We start from the raw sequence: 17,206 nt of genomic DNA on the forward strand, positions 1-17,206 counted from the left end.
TTACGCATCATTTGACTCGCCAGCCTTTATCCACCTGACGGAATGATGCGCTCGGCGCGGGCGCAAAGCGACTGGCGCCAGATTGAAATTGGGGCTCACGTTCGGGACCGATTTCGGTTATACGGGGGCTGAATTGCAGGCAACGAGGTTTCATCATCATGGCGACGGTGCTCGACATCGCCAATCGCAAGGTCACATCCCCGGCGCAGCAGCCGGCGATCGAGAAGACCGCGCAGGTCCCCATGGCGCCCGGCGCCCAGCCGACACAGCCCTCGCTCGTCGGCCTTACCCGCGACGAGCTCGCCGATCGCCTGCAGGCGATCGGGGTGAGCGCGCGCGAGAGCCGCATGCGCGTGGCGCAGCTCTGGCACTGGATCTATTTTCGCGGGATCGACGATTTTTCCCAGATGACCAATGTCGGCAAGGCCCTGCGCGAAAACCTCGCCGCGCATTACACGCTTGCGCGCCCGGAAGTGATCTCCGAGCAGGTCTCGCAGGACGGCACCCGCAAATGGCTGATGCGCATGCCCTCCACCGGCCCCTTCGACAAGGGCGCGGAGATCGAGTGCGTCTATATCCCCGAAACCGATCGCGGAACGCTCTGCGTCTCCAGCCAGGTCGGCTGCACCCTGACCTGTACCTTCTGCCATACCGGCACGCAGAAACTCGTGCGCAATCTTACCTCCGCCGAGATCGCCGCCCAGCTCGTCGTCGCCCGTGACCGCCTCGGCGACTGGCCGGATCGCGAACCGCCGGAGGGCGCCTTCGTGCCGAAGGAAGGCGGGCGCTACGTCACCAATGTCGTCTATATGGGGATGGGCGAGCCGCTCTATAACACCGACAACGTCATCGCCTCGATCAGGATCCTGAGCGACAATGAAGGGCTCGGCCTGTCGCGTCGACGCATCACCGTCTCGACTTCGGGCGTCGTGCCGCAGATCAGCCGGCTCGGCGCGGAAGCCAATACGATGCTCGCGATCTCGCTGCACGCGGTGCGCGACGATCTGCGCAACACGCTGGTGCCGATCAACAAGAAATATCCGATCGCCGATCTGCTCCAGGCCTGCCGCGATTATCCCGGCCTCTCCAATGCCAGGCGCATCACCTTCGAATACGTGATGCTCAGGGGCGTGAACGATTCCAATGCCGATGCCCGCGAGCTGGTGCGCCTGCTCAAGGGCATCCCGGCCAAGATCAACCTGATCCCGTTCAACCCCTGGCCGGGCTCGCAGTATGATTGCTCGGACTGGGAGCGGATCGAGGAATTCTCGGAAATCGTCTACCGGGCCGGTTATGCCTCGCCGGTGCGCACCCCGCGCGGGCGCGACATCCTTGCCGCCTGCGGCCAGCTCAAGAGCGAAACGGAGAAGCTGCGCGCCCGCACCCGGATGATGCTCGAAGCAGGCATCGGCGCAGAGGGTGTCTACGCGCTCGGGCGCGATGCGGACTGACCCGTCACGCCAGAGCGCGTTCCAACCTGACGGATTCGAGCCGGGCGCTCCAGGTTATTGTTCAACGCATCATTCCGTCAGCCGGTATCCACCTGACAGAATGATGCTCTAGCCATCCGGAGGTTCCTTGCGGTTTCTCGGTCGCCTGATTCTGTTGATACTCGGTCTGATCTTCGCCATCCCTGCCGGTGCGCTGACCCTTGCGCTTGGCGTCTTCAGCGAACCGGCGGCGCAGGAGCTTGTCGCCCTGATCGGGACTGCCGTATTCGATCTGCTCTTCGTGGAAGCCGCGCGCAACGGAAACCCCGATGCCGTGATCGCGGAATTCACGCTCGGCTTCGCCTTCGTCTCGCTCGTGTTGCTCGTGGCGCCCGTCACCTTCGTCGCGATCTCCGGCGAGGTCACGGGCACACGCTCCGTGATCTTCTATGGCCTCGTCACCGGGCTGATCACGGCAGCGATCCCCTGGCTGATGCGCGGCGGCTTCGTCGAGACGGCGGCGCTCGAGGCGGAATGGCGCATCACCGCCCTGCTCTTCGTCACCGGCGCCGTGGCGGGGTTCGTCTACTGGCTGATCACCGGGCGCAGCGCCGGGAGACGGCGTGATCCCGCAGCGCGCGATTCAGCCTCGCTGCGCAGCTGACTTTCCGGACGTCACGGCCACATTCCAGTCAGGGCGAAAGCGAAGGCCAGGCGCGCTTTTACGCACGCGAATTGCGATTTATGCACAAGCAACAGGCGGAAATTGGTCAAAACCGTGACAATGCCGGTCAAGAGCGTTAAGAGTCCGTTGACGCTGGCAAGGGAAGCAACAGGAGCGAAGCGATGTACAAACAGATACTCGTCCCTGTCGATCTGACGCATGTTGATCGATTGGGAAAAGCGCTGCAGACGGCGGCAGACTTGTCGCGCCATTACGATGCACCGGTCTGCTATGTCGGCGTTACGCCGGAAACGCCGTCACCGGTGGCGCATAACCCGAAGGAATTCGCCCAGAAACTGGAAGCCTTCGGCAACCGGCAGGCGAGCGAGCACGGGATCACTGCCACGACGCGCTCATACAGTTCGACCGATCCGGCCATCGATATCAACAAGACCCTGAAGAAAGCCGTCGAGGAATCCGGTGCGGACCTCGTCGTCATGGCGAGCCACATTCCCAACGTGACCGATTACATCTGGCCCTCGCATGGCGGCTGGGTGGCCGAGCATTCCAGCGCCTCGGTCTTCGTGGTGCGCTGAGCGCCGGTCGACAGCCGAACAATCAATGGGGACAGATCAATGAGTAACCAGAACGAAAACGAAAACCAGCCCGAAACAGAGGCTGAAACGGAAGCACTCCCAGAACCGGAGGGTGCATCCGACCTCATCGAAACCGATTATGAAATCGGTCAGGATAACATCACGCCGCAGATCGGTCCGCTCGGGCTGGATATTCACAATCCGGTCTTCGCCATCTCCGCAGCCGTCATCATCGCCTTTGTTGTAGCGGTTCTCGCCGTTGGCGGCGAGGCCTCGGCGTCATTCTTCGGAGATCTGCGTGGCTATCTGACCAGCACCTTCGACTGGTTCTTCATCATTGCCGGCAACATCTTCGTGATCGTCTGCCTCGGCATCCTCGTCTCCCCGCTCGGCAAGGTCCGTATCGGCGGTGTCGATGCGACACCCGATTACAGCTATGCGGGCTGGTTCGCGATGCTGTTCGCCGCCGGCATGGGCATCGGCCTGATGTTCTTCGGCGTTCTCGAACCGGTCTATTATTTTGGTACACCCTGGGGTGACCAGCCGCTGGGCCGTGATATCGGCATCATCGATGGCGAATTGGCTGATCCCGCCACTGTCGAGGCGGCGCGCCTCACGGCAATGGCCGCCACGATCTACCATTGGGGTCTGCATCCCTGGGCGATCTATGCCATCGTGGCACTTTCGCTGGCACTGTTTGCCTATAACAAGGGCCTGCCACTGACCGTGCGTTCGATCTTCTATCCGATCTTCGGCGAGCGCATCTGGGGCTGGCCAGGTCACCTCATCGACATTCTGGCCGTGTTCGCCACGCTGTTCGGTCTGGCCACCTCGCTGGGCCTCGGCGCCAAGCAGGCGGCATCGGGCATCGGATTCGTCTTCGGGATGGACTGGGTAGGCGGCAGCATCACCGCAGCCGTGGTGCTGATCTCGATCATCACCCTGCTGGCGCTGATCTCGGTGCTGCGCGGCCTCGATGGCGGCGTGAAGATCCTCTCCGAGATCAACATGGTGCTGGCCGGCTTGCTTCTGGTGTTCATCCTCGCCGTCGGGCCGACGATGACGCTGGTCTCGCAGTTCTTCGGTAATCTGGGCGCATATTTTTCCGATATCTTCGCCCTGTCGAATCCGGTGGGCCGCGAGGATGACGGTTATCGCCAGGGCTGGACGGCCTTCTACTGGGCCTGGTGGATCAGCTGGTCGCCCTTCGTCGGCATGTTCATCGCACGCGTCAGCCGCGGACGCTCGGTGCGCGAGTTCATCACCTGCGTGCTCCTGATCCCGACGGTCGTCTCGGCCATCTGGATGACCGTCTTCGGCGGCACGGGTATCGACCAGATCATCGAAATGGCCACCGAGAGCGGCGTCTACAGCTATGTCGTGGCATCCTATGTGCCCGAACTGTCGCTGTTCGGCATGCTGGCCGATCTGCCGCTGGCATCAATCACTTCGGTCCTCGCGATCATCCTCGTGATCGTGTTCTTCGTGACCTCGTCGGATTCCGGCAGCCTGGTGATCGACACGATCACCGCCGGCGGCAAGATCAACGCGCCGGTCAGCCAGCGTGTGTTCTGGGTGCTCTTCGAGGGCGTCGTCGCGTCGGTGCTGCTGATCGGTGGCGGACTCGCGGCCCTGCAGGCCGCTTCGGTCTCGACCGGTCTGCCCTTCGCAATCGTGCTGCTTCTGGCCTGCTATGCGCTGGTCAGGGGCCTGATGGCCGAACCGCGCGAATAACCGCCTGGAAGCAATCGCCGCTCTGGAGGCGGCTTTGAAACGGCGTCATGGTTCATCCGTGGCGCCGTTTTTCGTATCCGCCTGCGGGCAAGGGCGCACCACTTTCCTACCATCCGTCACTGGCGAAAGCGGTGTTTTCGGCGCAGTCTGGGCCGATGCGACAGCGCCCGGTCGATATCTATGTTCTGCGCGGTTTGCTGGGGCTCGCGCTCGGGATCCTTGCCGTGGTCAGCTTCGCGATCTGGCGATCCGAAGTCCGCCCGCCGCCGAGACGCGTGCCGCCGCCGTCGCAATTCACATTGGCTATCAGCGACGACGGGCGGACCCTGCACTTCTCCGGGACCGTCGATTTCGGACTCACCGCCGCTTTGCGCGAACTCGTCGCGGCGAACCCGCAGATCGAGCGCATGATCCTCGACAGCAATGGCGGTTATATCGCCGAGGCGCGCGGCGTGGTCACTGTTTTGGGTGCACATCGCATCGCCACCCATGTCGAGGGCCATTGCGCCTCGGCCTGCGCCCTGATCTTCGCCGGCGGCGCACAGCGGACGCTGGCCCCGGATGCGCGGCTGGGTCTGCACGGTTACGCGATGCGCAATGATCTGCATTACGGCATGATCGACCCCAAAGCGGAAATGCAACGCGATCTCGCCATCTACCGCGCGCAGGCGATTTCCGAGGAGTTCGTCGCGAAACTGGCCGATCTGCCGACATCACCCATGTGGTATCCTGACCATGCGGAGCTCGAAGCAGCGGGCATGATCACGCCTGAGGCCGGGCTGCGCTGAACCACGTGGATCGGTCCGGCATTTCAACTGCCGGCTTCAGCCTCGCGAATCGCCGCCCAGCTGTTGCGTTCGCTCATCATCGCGCGAATCGCTTCAAGTGATTCGGCAACCTCCTGACGCGACAGATCCTGAGCGAGAATCTGTTCTGCCTCGTTGAACTTGCCGCTCAGGCCGAGGACGAGTGCGAGGTTCTGGCGCACACGCGCATCCGCACGCGGATGATTTGCAGCCCGGCGCAGCTTGCTCTCGGCGCGTGGCAACTCATTCGCCAGAGCCAGCGACAACCCGTAATTCGACAGGATCGAGGGTTCGTCAGGCTGGATGCGCAAGGCAGCCTCATAGTACCCACGTGCGCGCTCCTGGTCGCCGAGCTGGTCGGCAACGGTACCCTGCGCGGAAAGGATGCGCCAATCGGGCCGCTCGGGCAGATGCGCCCGTGCTAGCACGGAATCCGCCTCCTTGAAGCGCCCGACATCGGCGAGGGCGCGGCCATAGGCGCCGAGAAGCTGCATGTTGTCGGGTGTACGGATCGAAGCGGATTGCAGCACCGCAACGGCCTGGGCGCGCTGATCAAGCCGGCGCAGCACGCTGGCATAGGCCACGGTGACCTGTATGTCGTCCGGATTGCGCGCATGGCGTTCGGCCAAGGCCTCGGCATGAGCCCGCAGATCGTTCTGGCTCATTTGCGTCGTGGCCTGCGGATTGATCGAGCCCGTTGTGGTCGGATTGCGGTTGAAGCAGCCCGCAACTGCCACTGCGACGAGGGCGACGGCGCACAGACGTCTTGCGGGACGTCCCGTCACGCGGCGGAATATCGACGCCATGCTTGCTCTCCATGCCGGATTCGCTTCGTTCTCCCCGGAAATAATTGATTAACCCTAACAGCGCGTTAATCGCGCTTCTTGCATCGCCGTGAATGCACCTGCAGGCTGTCACGCATGCGGTGGGAAAGTGATGCACGATGAGGGAGCGCGCCATGACGGATGATCGGGAAAGCGGCGGCAAGCCGGACGGGATTGCCGGGACCATCAGCCCCGAGGATGAAAGACGCGCAGCCAAGAGCATGCGCAAACAATGGAAGCGTCTTGCGGGCAGGCTCTCCGCACTGGCCGGCGGCGGCGTGGCGATCTGGCTCGGTATCGCCCTGTGGGCCGGCCTCGGCTGGGGGATCGCACTGGCCGGGATCGGCATCATTCTGCTGGTCGAGCAGTTGACCCGCCGGCGTTTCGGCCTGCGCTACGATCTGTTCTGGGTAATTGCCGGGGCGACCGGTCTGATCGGCGGCATGCTGATCGAGAGTGGCGCCGATATTCGTTTCGGTCCCGCCATCCTGATCGCATTGGGGATATTCATCATTCTCTCGGCGCTCTCTGGCGACAGGGCGAAGCTGTAGGGCGGGCGCATGAGAAAGCGCCGGCGGAGATCCTGCGCCGGCGCTCTGGTCTGGATCGCAATGCGAGGCGAATCAGGCGGCCTTCCCGGCCGCAAGGCCCTCGCCCTGCAATGCGGCGCGATCACCCGCACCGACATGATCGGCGATCAGCTTGCGGGTGAGCTTCACGAACAGCCAGATCGTGGCGATCTGCACGCCGATGAGGGGCAGATACAGCGCGCCATAGACCAGCGAGAACGGCGCCACGACACCGATTCCGACGAGACCGGGATTGATCATGAAGTTGCCGAAGACAAACAGGGCGACACCGGGGCAGACCAGGACGAAGGCGCCTGGTGACTTTTCCGGTCCGTTGACCCAGCGTCCGAAATAACCGACGCGCCGCATCACGGCCCAGCCGATCAGGCCAAAGAGCAGCTGGATGCCGAGGAAGGCCGACAGCAGGGCAAAGATTTCGCCTTCGCTGACCGGCACGCCGAACTGATGCGCCAGGCTCATCTTCAGACGATAGATGCCGATACCGATCACCGTGAGGAGCGGGATTATGATCCACAGCGTGGGAGTCGTTTCCGCCCCGGCGCGAAACTCCATCATCGCCCGGAAACCCAGTACCAGCTTGATCGCACCGAGCACGATTGCGGCGGCGAGGAAGAAGCTGGCACCGACGAAACCGATCGCGGCGGTCGCCGGCACGGCGCTCATCGCGGCGGAGGCGGAGAAGCCGACGCCGATCATGGCGAAGGCGAAAACCGCGATCATCTGGCCGAGATTGTTGCTCTTGGCGCATTCATAGCCGCCCTCGACGAGGACGCGGGAAATGAAGGCAAGATAGATCCGGAAGGCGAGAAAGCCGATTCCGGCGAAAGCGGCCAGCGCGAGCGGGAACAGCGCCTCGCGCGCGCCCCACAGACCCGGCACGAACACGGCGCCGAGAATGAAGGCGACATTGACGCTCATGGCGAGCGCCAGCGGCAGCGCCATCAGCTGGCTCTCCATATTGCCCTTGCGGAACTGTGCGAAAGCGGACGTATTCCGCCAGGCCATGTAGCGCCGGAGATTCCAGACCATCAGGCGCACATGCCAGATCGCGAAGAACGCGATCCCGGCAATCGCCACGGCCATCAGCGCCTGCAGTTCGAGCCCTGCGGTTGCGAAATCAGTGCTCAGCGAGGCGAAATGCGGGATCGGTGAGCCGTCATGCGGCGTCATCCAGAGAAGATACATGAAGAAGCTCACCGCGAGCCCGCCGGCACCGAGCGCGGCGAGGAAATATTGCGGCGTATAGGGTGCGGCCTGCGACCGGGCGGCGTCGGACATGTTCGGCTCCTTATTGCATGAGCGGCAACGGATGCGCGGTGATGCGGGACCACCGAATTCTGACGCGATTATATTAGATAATTCTAATATTAATATCGGGAGGATTACGCATATCGTTAGGCCGGCGTGGGCCTGCGTGTCAGCCGATTTGTTGCTGACAGGCCCGCGCCGCGAGGCTGACAGGGAGGAACCGGCGCAGCCGGATCGATTGCACGCAGCCCCTTGCAAAGGCCCCTTGCAAAGGCCCCTTGCAAAAACCCCTTGCAAAGGCCTCCTACGAGAGCCCCCTGTGGGAGCCTCTTGCGCGACGGGCGTGCGAACGTCTAGTCAGATCGGAACACGCGCCACGTCGGTGGATGCGTATTCATCATGGTGGAGCCCTGCATGTCCTTCGATCCCGCGCAATCATCGCCCGCCATCGCTGCCCGTGTGCAGCGGGTCGCGCCGTTCCTCGCCATGGATGTGCTCGCGCGCGCTGCCGAGAAGGAACGGCAGGGTGATTCGGTGGTGCATATGGAAGTCGGGCAGCCGGGCGCGCCGGCGCCACTGGCCGTGCGCGAAGCCGCCAAGGCCGCGATCGATACGGGACGGATCGGTTATACCGAGGCGCTCGGCCTCGCGGCCCTGCGCGCGCGGATCGCGCGCCATTATCGCGATGCCTATGGGGTTGAAGTCGGGCCGGAGCGGATCGCGGTGACGACGGGCTCCTCGGCGGGTTTCGTGCTCGCCTTTCTCGCCATGTTCGAACCCGGCGACCGTGTCGCCATCACCGCACCCGGTTATCCGGCCTATCGCAACATCTTCGAGGCGCTGGGAGTCGAGGTGGTGACGATCCCGCTGGAGAAGGCGGATGGCTACGTGATGACGGCGCGGGCGGTACGCGCGGCGCATGCGCAAAAGCCGCTCAAGGGCGTGCTGGCCATGAGCCCTGCCAATCCGTCGGGCACCATGATCGGGCGCGCCGGGCTCGCCGATCTGGGTACGGCCTGCCGCGAGGCGGGGATCTGGTTCGTTTCCGACGAGATCTATCACGGGCTGACCTATGACGCGCCGGCGCAGACGGCGCTCGCCGCCGATCCCGATGCGGTGATCGTCAACAGCTTCTCGAAATACTACTGCATGACCGGCTGGCGCATCGGCTGGCTGGTGCTGCCGCCGGCCCTGGTGCGCCCGGTCGAGGTGCTGGCGCAGAGCCTGTATATCTCGGCGCCCTATATCTCGCAGGTCGCGGCCATCGCGGCTTTCGAGGCGACCGACGAGCTCGAGGTGATCAAGGCGGGCTATGCGCGCAACCGGGAAATCCTGCTGGAGGCATTGCCGGGTATCGGCATCACCGAGATGCACCCGGTCGACGGCGCGTTCTACGTCTATGCCGATATTGCGCGCTTCACCAATGACTCGCTCGATTTCTGCAAGCGCATGCTCGACGAAGCGGGGATCGCGGCGACGCCGGGGCTTGATTTCGACCCGTTCGAGGGCGCGCATCACATGCGGCTCTCCTTCGCCGGTACGGAGGCGGATTGCCGCGAGGGGATGCGACGGCTGAAAGCCTGGCTCGGCTGAGGCGGGGCAAAAAAGAACCCCTCGCCGTAGCGAGGGGTTCGGAGTGATCAATCCTGACCCGTGATGATCGTCTTCGCCTTCGACCACCAGCCGGCACGTTTGGGCCGCTCGGGGTCGGGTGGCGTGAGCACCACCGTGACCGGTTCCGGCGGCGGTGTCGGTGCCCGGTCGTCATCGGGCGTTTCGACCTGCGCGGCATCGCCATTGCCGGTCGCTTTTGGCTGCAATGCGACGTCATCGCCCGGATCGCCTGCAGGAGATGCCGTCTCGGGCTCGGATGCGGGTTCGGGCGCAGCCGCGACGGGCTCCGCCGTGTCACCATCAGCAGGGGCGTCTGCCACCGCAGTGTCGTCCGGCTTCGCTGACTTGCGGCGGGTGCCCGCGCGTTTTGCCGGAGCGCGCTTCTTCCTGGGCTTGGCTTCGCCTTCCTCCGCCTCTGCGGATGCCGGCGCCTCTGCGCCATCGCCCTCGGCGACCGAATCCGTTTCCGTCGTGGCGGGTTTCGCCGCCTTCTTGCGGGTCCGACGACGCGGTGCGGGTTTGGCCTCTTCCGGTGCCTCCGGCTGCGCTGCGGCGGCATCCCCGGTCTCGTCGGGAGCAGCCTCTTCCGGAGCGTTGCCTTCGTTTATCGGAATGCGCACGACATCGCCATCATCAGCCTGAACGGCCTGTTCGGTACCGTCCTGCCGGCCATCGTCGTTCGCGGCATCGGATCGCGAAACGGCGTCATCCGCGCCGCGCCGGTTGCGGCGCCCGCCACGACGGCCACGGCGGCGTCTGCCCTCGGATTCGCCCTGATCCTCCGCCTCCTCGCCGCGCGCGGAGATATCGGAAGCGTCGTGATCATCGCCGGCCTGATCGTGGCGCGCCTGCCCTTCTTCATCGTCGGCGTCGTCCTCGTCACCGTTCCGGTCATCGCCGTTCTGTGCGTAGGCTTCGCCATTCTCGCCGCTGCGTCCACGACGGCGCCGGCGCCGGCGGCGGCGGCGCGTGCCGGCATCGCCGCCCTCGTCATCCGAACCCGTTTCGCGCGGGGCGGTTTCCTGATCGGCGTCTTCGGCATCGGCCTCCTCGATGGTTCCGGCGGCCGTCACCGGTTCCGCCGCAATCGCCTCGCGCCCGCGCGGCGCGCCCGCCCGGCTGGCCGGTGCGCCGCGATCGACTGCGAACGGCGTCGAAGAGGACAAGGTCCCGTCTGCGCTGACCGTGATCTCGACGCCGAAACGCTCTTCCAGTTCGCGCAGGGAGCCACGCTTCTGGTTGAGGATGTAGAAGGCGACCGCGAAATCGGTCCGTATGGTCAGATCATGCGCGGCGCTCTTGATCAGCATCTCCTCGACGGAGCGCAGCACATGCAGCGCGATCGAGGGCGTGGCACGCACATAACCGGAGCCGCCGCAGGTCGGGCAGATCACGGAGGAGCTCTCGAGCACACCTGTGCGCATGCGCTGGCGTGACATTTCGAGCAGCCCGAAAGGCGAGATCCGCCCGATCTGGATGCGCGCCCTGTCGCTCTTGAGCGCGTCCTTGAGGCGTTTCTCGACGGCGCGGTTGTTGCGCTTCTCGTCCATGTCGATGAAATCGATGACGATCAGGCCGGCCAGATCGCGCAGCCGCAACTGGCGTGCCACCTCGTCGGCGGCCTCCAGATTGGTCTTGAGTGCCGTATCCTCGATGTTGTGCTCGCGGGTGGAGCGCCCGGAATTGACGTCGATCGAAACGAGCGCCTCGGTCGGATTGATCACGAGATAGCCGCCCGATTTGAGCGAGACCTGGCTCGAGAACATCGCATCGAGCTGCGCCTCGACACCGAAGGCGGCAAACAGCGGGGTGGGCTCCTTGTAGGCCTTCACGGCCTTGGCGTGGCTGGGCATCAGCATGCGCATGAAGTCCTTGGCCTCGCGGTAGCCTTCGTCACCGGAGACCAGAACCTCGTCGATGTCCTTGTTGTAGAGATCGCGGATGGCGCGCTTGATCAGCGAGCCTTCCTCATAGACCAGCGACGGGGCGGACGAGGACATCGTCGCCTCGCGCACATTCTCCCAGGCACGCATCAGGTAATCGAAATCGCGGCGGATCTCGGCCTTGGTGCGCGATGCGCCGGCAGTGCGCAGGATCACGCCCATGCCATCGGGCACTTCGAGCTCTTCGGCGACGGCCTTGAGCCGCTTGCGGTCATCGGCATTGGTGATCTTGCGCGATATCCCGCCACCGCGCGCGGTGTTCGGCATCAGAACCGAATAACGGCCCGCCAGCGACAGATAGGTGGTGAGCGCCGCGCCCTTGGTGCCGCGCTCTTCCTTGACGACCTGCACGAGCAGGATCTGCCGGCGCTTGATGACTTCCTGGATCTTGTATTGCCGGCGCGGACCCCGGCGCTCGGGCATCTCCTCGAGCGCATCGCCGCCGAGCTGCTCGACGGAATCCTCGTCATCGCCGTCATTGCGGGAATCACCCTGCCCATCGGACCCGTTGTCGTTATCGATGTCCTCGGACACGGCGTCATCGCCGTTCCCGCCAGCCTTGGCCCTGACCCGCCGGCGGTTGGGGCGCTTTTCCTCTTCCTTGTCCTTCTCCTTCTCGCGGGCCGCCTCGTCCTCGAGCAGAGCCTGACGATCCGCCGTGGGGATCTGGTAATAGTCGGGATGGATTTCACTGAAGGCGAGGAAGCCGTGACGATTGCCGCCGTACTCCACAAAGGCCGCCTGTAGCGAGGGCTCCACGCGGGTCACTTTCGCGAGATAGATATTACCTCTGAGCTGTTTGCGATTGGCGGCCTCGAAGTCGAATTCCTCGACCCTTTGCCCGCGGACGACCACGACCCGGGTTTCCTCCGGGTGTGATGCGTCGATCAACATCTTGTTTGCCATGGAAAACTCTCGACATGGCGTCGGCCGTCCCGGCGGCTTCTGGCGAGGGGGATGGCGAGTTCGGTGCGCGCCGCGCTCCCGCTCGGATCAATCTGGCCATTGCTTGGTCGGGGCCGAACGCCGGGAAGCGCCGCGATGCGCCGCGCTTCGGGTTGACCTTGGGAACCGGAAGACCGCACCGCGCGCCACCGGCGGCGGCTGGCGATCCGAGCGCTTGAGGAGAAGCGACGACGAGCATCAAAGCTGGTGTCCTTCCTGCGCTCATCTCCGAACATTCCCTTCGAATTCGATGGGCCGGCAAGCCGGTCATCGGCAAATCACGCGGGCGATTGCGCCGCATGCGTGACACCGCTCCGGCCGACTATCGGGGCTTTTCGCCGGTGGGGGCGCGCGGGTCGGCATTGCATCTGAGGCCGCTCTCCCGAAATCAAGGCGCCCTCGCCGGAATCGGCTGAGCCGGACGGGGTCTTTTCCATTACAGACCATTTACGGGATTTGGCAAGAGCGCGTTTTGCCGTTGCTCAAAAAACACCCTTGTTCCGCCAGGTCCGTGACGGCGTTCACGAACTGTTAACCATCGCGCCCTAATGCGGTAAGACGCGCGCGACGCCGGGAGCATCTGATGAGGCCTGCGCCGATGACGGCTTATCATGGAGAGTGGCGTGGTATCCGCGTGATGGCGAAGCTGCGATCGCTTTCGCTTGGGCCGTTGCTGCCCGGCCTCGTGATCCCCGTACTGCTTGTTATCGCCTGTTTTGCGTTGCCGGGCGCTGCGCAGGCCGCCGATACCATCGTCGCCATCAACGTGGGCGTGGAACACGACGAGCGGGAGACGCGTCTCGTTTTCACGCTGAACGGTCCGGTCACGGGACAGGCGCTTCATACCGGCGCGCCCGCTCGCGTGATCATCGATCTGCCGGAGGTGAATTTTCAGCTGCCTGCCGATCAGGTCCAGGCGTCGGGGCTGATATCACATTTGCGTTACGGCCTGTTCGCGCAGGATCGTTCACGTGTCGTGATCGACCTTGCCGAGCCCGCTCTCGTCGCATCGCTGTCGTCACGGGAGCGCGAGGCCGATGGTGCGCATTTCTTCACCATCGCCCTCGAACCCGTCGAGGAGACGCGTTTTGCCGACGCGGTTGCGCGTGATTCGCGGGCTCTGGCCGAAGCTTCAATGCGCGATGATGCGCTCGCCGCGCAGATCAGCGAACTGGATGAGCGTCCCGTCATCGTCGTCGATCCCGGCCATGGCGGTGTTGATCCGGGCGCCGTGGCCGCGGGCGGCGTGCTTGAAAAGGATATCGTCCTCGCTTTCAGTCTGCGGCTCAGCGAGCGGCTTCGGGAAAGCGGTCGCTACCAGGTGGTCATGACGCGTGACGAGGATGTCTTCGTCACGCTGGGCGATCGCGTTCGCATCGCACGCGAAGCCCAGGCGGATCTCTTCATTTCCATTCATGCCGATTCGATTTCCTCGGCGCCGCAAGTGCGGGGATTGACCGTCTATACCGGTTCCGAACAGGCGTCTGATGCCGAATCAGCGCGGCTCGCCGAGCGCGAGAACCGGGCCGATGCCGCTGCCGGGGTCATGCAAGAGCGTCTGGATACGGGTGTCGGTGACATCCTGATGGACCTTACCCGTCGGGAGACGCGGGGCTTTTCTCACGGCTTCGCACGTTATCTCGTCGACGAGATGGAAAGCGTCGCGCGGCTCAATCGCAATCCGGTGCGTCAGGCGGCTTTCAGGGTCCTGCGCGCACCGGATGTGCCGTCCGTTCTCGTCGAACTCGGCTATCTGTCGAGCCGTCGTGATATCGCATTGTTGCGCTCGGAGGAATGGCGCGGCAAGACCACGCGAGCCATGGCGGAGGCAATCGGGACATATTTTACGGTACGGTTCGCGAATCGGGGGCTCGCCCCAGTTTCACCATAGATGCGTTGTGTGTATCTGGCGCCGGCATTGCCGGGCAGTTTATCTCGACCGCTGCATTGCGGTAGGGTGCGTATGTTACTTCTCGCGAATCCGGCTTGGCGTGCGCGCGACATGAAGAGACGGCAAAAGGGGCTGATCACGTGATCATGCGGCTCATATTGAGATTTTTCGGCATTCTGTTCAGCGCCGGATTCATGCTGTTCCTGATCGGCTCGGCGGTGGCCGCCGTGGCGTTCATGCATTTTTCGCAGGATCTGCCCGATCACGAACAACTCGCCGAATACGAGCCCCCGGTCATGAGTCGTGTCCATGCCGCAGATGGCAGCCTCGTTGCCGAATATGCGACCGAACGGCGTCTTTATCTGCCTATCGGGGCGATCCCGGACATGCTGAAGGCCGCCTTTCTTTCCGCAGAAGACAAGAATTTCTATCGGCATCACGGCGTCGATCCCGAGGGCATCGTGCGCGCGGCGGTGGCCAATCTCGCCAGCGGCGGTCGGATTCAGCAGGGTGCCTCGACCATCACCCAGCAGGTTGCGAAGAACTTCCTGCTCTCCTCCGAACAGACCATTGATCGCAAGATTCGCGAGGCGCTGATTGCCTTTCGCATGGAATCCGCTTTCAGCAAGGACACGATCCTCGAACTCTACCTGAACGAGATTTTCCTCGGCACCCTGACGCCCGGGCGCAATCTGCATGGCGTGGCCGCAGCTGCGCTGGATTATTTTGGCAAGTCGGTGCACGAACTCACCCTTGCCGAGATGGCCTATCTGGCCGCGTTGCCGAAGGCGCCCAACAACTACCATCCCTTCCGTCGCGAGGCTGAGGCGGTCGGGCGGCGCAACTGGGTGCTCGATCGGATGGTCGACAACGGCTACGTCACCGCCGAAGAGGCCGAGGCCGCAAAGGCGGAGCCGCTGGTCGTCAATCCGCGCAACGTGTCTCCCAACACTCTCGCCGCCGGCTATTTCGTGGAGGAAGTACGCCGCGAGATCACGAATTTCTACGGCCCCGAGAAACTCTACGAGGGCGGGCTGTCGGTGCGATCTACACTTGATCCGCGCATGCAGGCCATGGCCCGCAAGGCGCTCGTCGACGGGCTGGTGCGCTATGACGAAAGCCGGGGCGGCTGGCGCGGCGCGCAGGAGCAGATCGATCTGAACGCGGGCGAATGGGGTGCCCTGCTGGCCGAGATCAGCGCGCTCGGCGATGTCGATCCCTGGCGGCTTGCCGTCGTGCTGGACATTGCTGATGGGGAAGCGCGTATCGGCCTCCAGCCGGGACGCTTGTCCGGCGGCCAGGTCGCCGAGGAGCGCGAGACCGGGGTGATTCGCGCGGCCGGGGCGGAATGGACCAACCGCTCGGTTGCCGAGGCGCTTGATCCGGGCGACGTGATCTATGTCGAACCGCTGTCGGGGGATCGCGAATTCCGTCTGCGTCAGGTTCCAGAGGTCTCCGGCGGGCTCGTGGCGATGGATCCCCATAGCGGGCGCGTGCATGCGATCGTCGGCGGCTTCTCCTTCGACCAGAGCCAGTTCAACCGCGCCACCCAGGCGCGTCGCCAGCCCGGATCGGCCTACAAACCCTTCGTCTATGCGGCGGCGCTCGACAACGGCTACACGCCCTCGACCATCGTGCTGGACGGGCCGATCACCATCAACAATCCCGGTTCGGAGCCCTGGTCGCCGACCAATTACGACAACAGTTTTGCCGGGCCGCGCACATTGCGCTACGGGATCGAGTTTTCCAAGAACCTGATGACGGTGCGCCTGGCACAGAATGTCGGCATGCCGATGATCGCCGAATATTCACGCCGCTTCGGCATCTATGACGACATGGCGCCGCTGCTCTCGATGTCGCTGGGTGCGGGCGAGACCACCGTGATGCGGATGACGGCAGCCTATGCGATGCTGGTCAATGGCGGCAAGCGCATTCGCCCCACCCTCGTCGACCGCATTCAGGACCGCACCGGCGAGACCATCTTCCGCCATGACCGCCGCGAATGTCACGGCTGTGTCGCCGATGGCTGGTCGGGGCAGAACGAGCCCGTTCTGATCGACGAGCGCGAACAGGTGATCGATTCGCATTCCGCCTATCAGATGACCTCGATTCTCGAAGGCGTTGTCGAGCGCGGCACGGCCCGTACGGTGCAGGCCGTCGGCAAGCCGCTTGCCGGCAAGACCGGCACCACGAACGACGCGCGCGACGTCTGGTTTGTCGGTTTCTCGCCGGATCTTGCAGTGGGCGTCTATATCGGCTTCGATCAGCCACGTTCGCTGGGGCGCCGGGTGGCGGCTGGCACCTATGCCGCGCCGATCTTCCGCGACTTCATGGCCATGGCACTCGAAGACGAGCCCGCCACGCCGTTCCGCGTCCCGCCCGGCATCAAGCTGGTGCACGTCAATGCCGGCGACGGCACCCGCAGCGCCCCCGGCGCGCCGGGCACGATCCGCGAAGCTTTCAAGCCAGGTACCGCGCCGCCGTCGAATCTGGCCGGAACCGGGCTGGACGCGGATTGGGGTTTCGACAGTGTCAGTCAGTTCGATGGCGGCCCGGTGGAACCCCGCTTCGATGCACCGCCGCCTCCCGCTTCGAGCGAATGGAACCCCTGGAACGATGTCGGGTCGGGTGAAGATTGGGGTGTCGCCGAGGATGACCCCGGCAGTTCCATCGGCGCGAGTGGGTTGTACTGAGCCTTCCGCGCCGGCGATGGCGTTTTTCAATTTTGCCCATCCGCTTCGCGGTGATTCCGCGCGAATGGCGGGCGCAGCTGCGTTAGACTGTATGTCGACAGCCATTGCATGCGAGCGACACAGTGACCACAGCCATCACCAGCCTCGATACAGAAAGCCTCGGCGCCTATCTCGCCGGAAAGATCGCCGGCTTCGGGACATTGCAGAAAGCGGAGAAATTTGCCGGCG

12 protein-coding genes are annotated in these 17,206 nt (G+C 64.0%); 9 read left to right on the forward strand and 3 right to left on the reverse strand.

The genetic code is table 11. From position 1 onward, the window contains the following. Positions 1-158: 158 nt before the first annotated feature. The 5 genes from rlmN to VKP01_RS04615 all read left to right on the forward strand — a co-directional run bounded on the left by rlmN (position 159) and on the right by VKP01_RS04615 (position 5,212). Complete coding sequence (rlmN, locus tag VKP01_RS04595) at positions 159-1,451, forward strand: 23S rRNA (adenine(2503)-C(2))-methyltransferase RlmN (RefSeq protein WP_414706518.1); 1,293 nt, start codon at positions 159-161, stop codon at positions 1,449-1,451. 127 nt (positions 1,452-1,578) lie between these two features. Then, the gene (locus VKP01_RS04600) at positions 1,579-2,094 is read left to right on the forward strand and encodes a hypothetical protein (protein ID WP_324410717.1); all 516 of its coding nucleotides are present in this window, start codon (positions 1,579-1,581) and stop codon (positions 2,092-2,094) included. Between the two features lie 182 nt (positions 2,095-2,276). Beyond that, on the forward strand, positions 2,277-2,690 hold the full coding sequence (locus VKP01_RS04605; RefSeq protein ID WP_324410718.1) for a universal stress protein: 414 nt from the start codon (positions 2,277-2,279) through the stop codon (positions 2,688-2,690). A gap of 39 nt (positions 2,691-2,729) precedes the next feature. Beyond that, positions 2,730-4,424, forward strand: a complete 1,695-nt coding sequence (locus VKP01_RS04610) for a BCCT family transporter (RefSeq protein ID WP_324410720.1) — start codon at positions 2,730-2,732, stop codon at positions 4,422-4,424. A 155-nt stretch (positions 4,425-4,579) separates the two neighbouring features. Then, positions 4,580-5,212 carry a hypothetical protein gene (locus VKP01_RS04615; RefSeq protein WP_324410722.1) on the forward strand — a complete coding sequence of 211 codons (633 nt, stop codon included), beginning with the start codon at positions 4,580-4,582 and terminating at the stop codon, positions 5,210-5,212. Between the two features lie 23 nt (positions 5,213-5,235). Here the strand turns inward: VKP01_RS04615 and VKP01_RS04620 are convergent, their stop codons facing one another. Then, entirely contained in the window at positions 5,236-6,036 is an 801-nt protein-coding gene (locus VKP01_RS04620; RefSeq protein WP_324410723.1) for a hypothetical protein, read from the reverse strand. A gap of 152 nt (positions 6,037-6,188) precedes the next feature. Between VKP01_RS04620 and VKP01_RS04625 the strand changes: the two genes are divergently transcribed. After that, on the forward strand, positions 6,189-6,605 hold the full coding sequence (locus tag VKP01_RS04625) for a hypothetical protein (RefSeq protein WP_324410725.1): 417 nt from the start codon (positions 6,189-6,191) through the stop codon (positions 6,603-6,605). 72 nt (positions 6,606-6,677) lie between these two features. On the opposite strand, the gene VKP01_RS04630 is transcribed toward VKP01_RS04625, so the two are convergent. Beyond that, the gene (locus tag VKP01_RS04630) at positions 6,678-7,922 is read right to left on the reverse strand and encodes a TsoY family (seleno)protein (protein ID WP_324410727.1); all 1,245 of its coding nucleotides are present in this window, start codon (positions 7,920-7,922) and stop codon (positions 6,678-6,680) included. 384 nt (positions 7,923-8,306) lie between these two features. On the opposite strand from VKP01_RS04630, the gene VKP01_RS04635 reads away from it, so the two are divergent. Next, positions 8,307-9,485 (forward strand): pyridoxal phosphate-dependent aminotransferase, encoded by a 1,179-nt coding sequence (locus tag VKP01_RS04635; protein WP_324410729.1) that lies wholly within the window; start codon positions 8,307-8,309, stop codon positions 9,483-9,485. Positions 9,486-9,532: 47 nt separating this feature from the next. On the opposite strand, the gene VKP01_RS04640 is transcribed toward VKP01_RS04635, so the two are convergent. Beyond that, positions 9,533-12,355 carry an Rne/Rng family ribonuclease gene (locus VKP01_RS04640; protein WP_324410731.1) on the reverse strand — a complete coding sequence of 941 codons (2,823 nt, stop codon included), beginning with the start codon at positions 12,353-12,355 and terminating at the stop codon, positions 9,533-9,535. 622 nt (positions 12,356-12,977) lie between these two features. On the opposite strand from VKP01_RS04640, the gene VKP01_RS04645 reads away from it, so the two are divergent. Beyond that, on the forward strand, positions 12,978-14,285 hold the full coding sequence (locus VKP01_RS04645; RefSeq protein ID WP_324410733.1) for an N-acetylmuramoyl-L-alanine amidase: 1,308 nt from the start codon (positions 12,978-12,980) through the stop codon (positions 14,283-14,285). Between the two features lie 146 nt (positions 14,286-14,431). Then, positions 14,432-16,978, forward strand: a complete 2,547-nt coding sequence (locus tag VKP01_RS04650; protein WP_324410735.1) for a penicillin-binding protein 1A — start codon at positions 14,432-14,434, stop codon at positions 16,976-16,978. Positions 16,979-17,206: the final 228 nt, after the last annotated feature.

Source organism: Saliniramus sp. (assembly GCF_035311605.1).
GTDB lineage: Bacteria > Pseudomonadota > Alphaproteobacteria > Rhizobiales > Beijerinckiaceae > Saliniramus.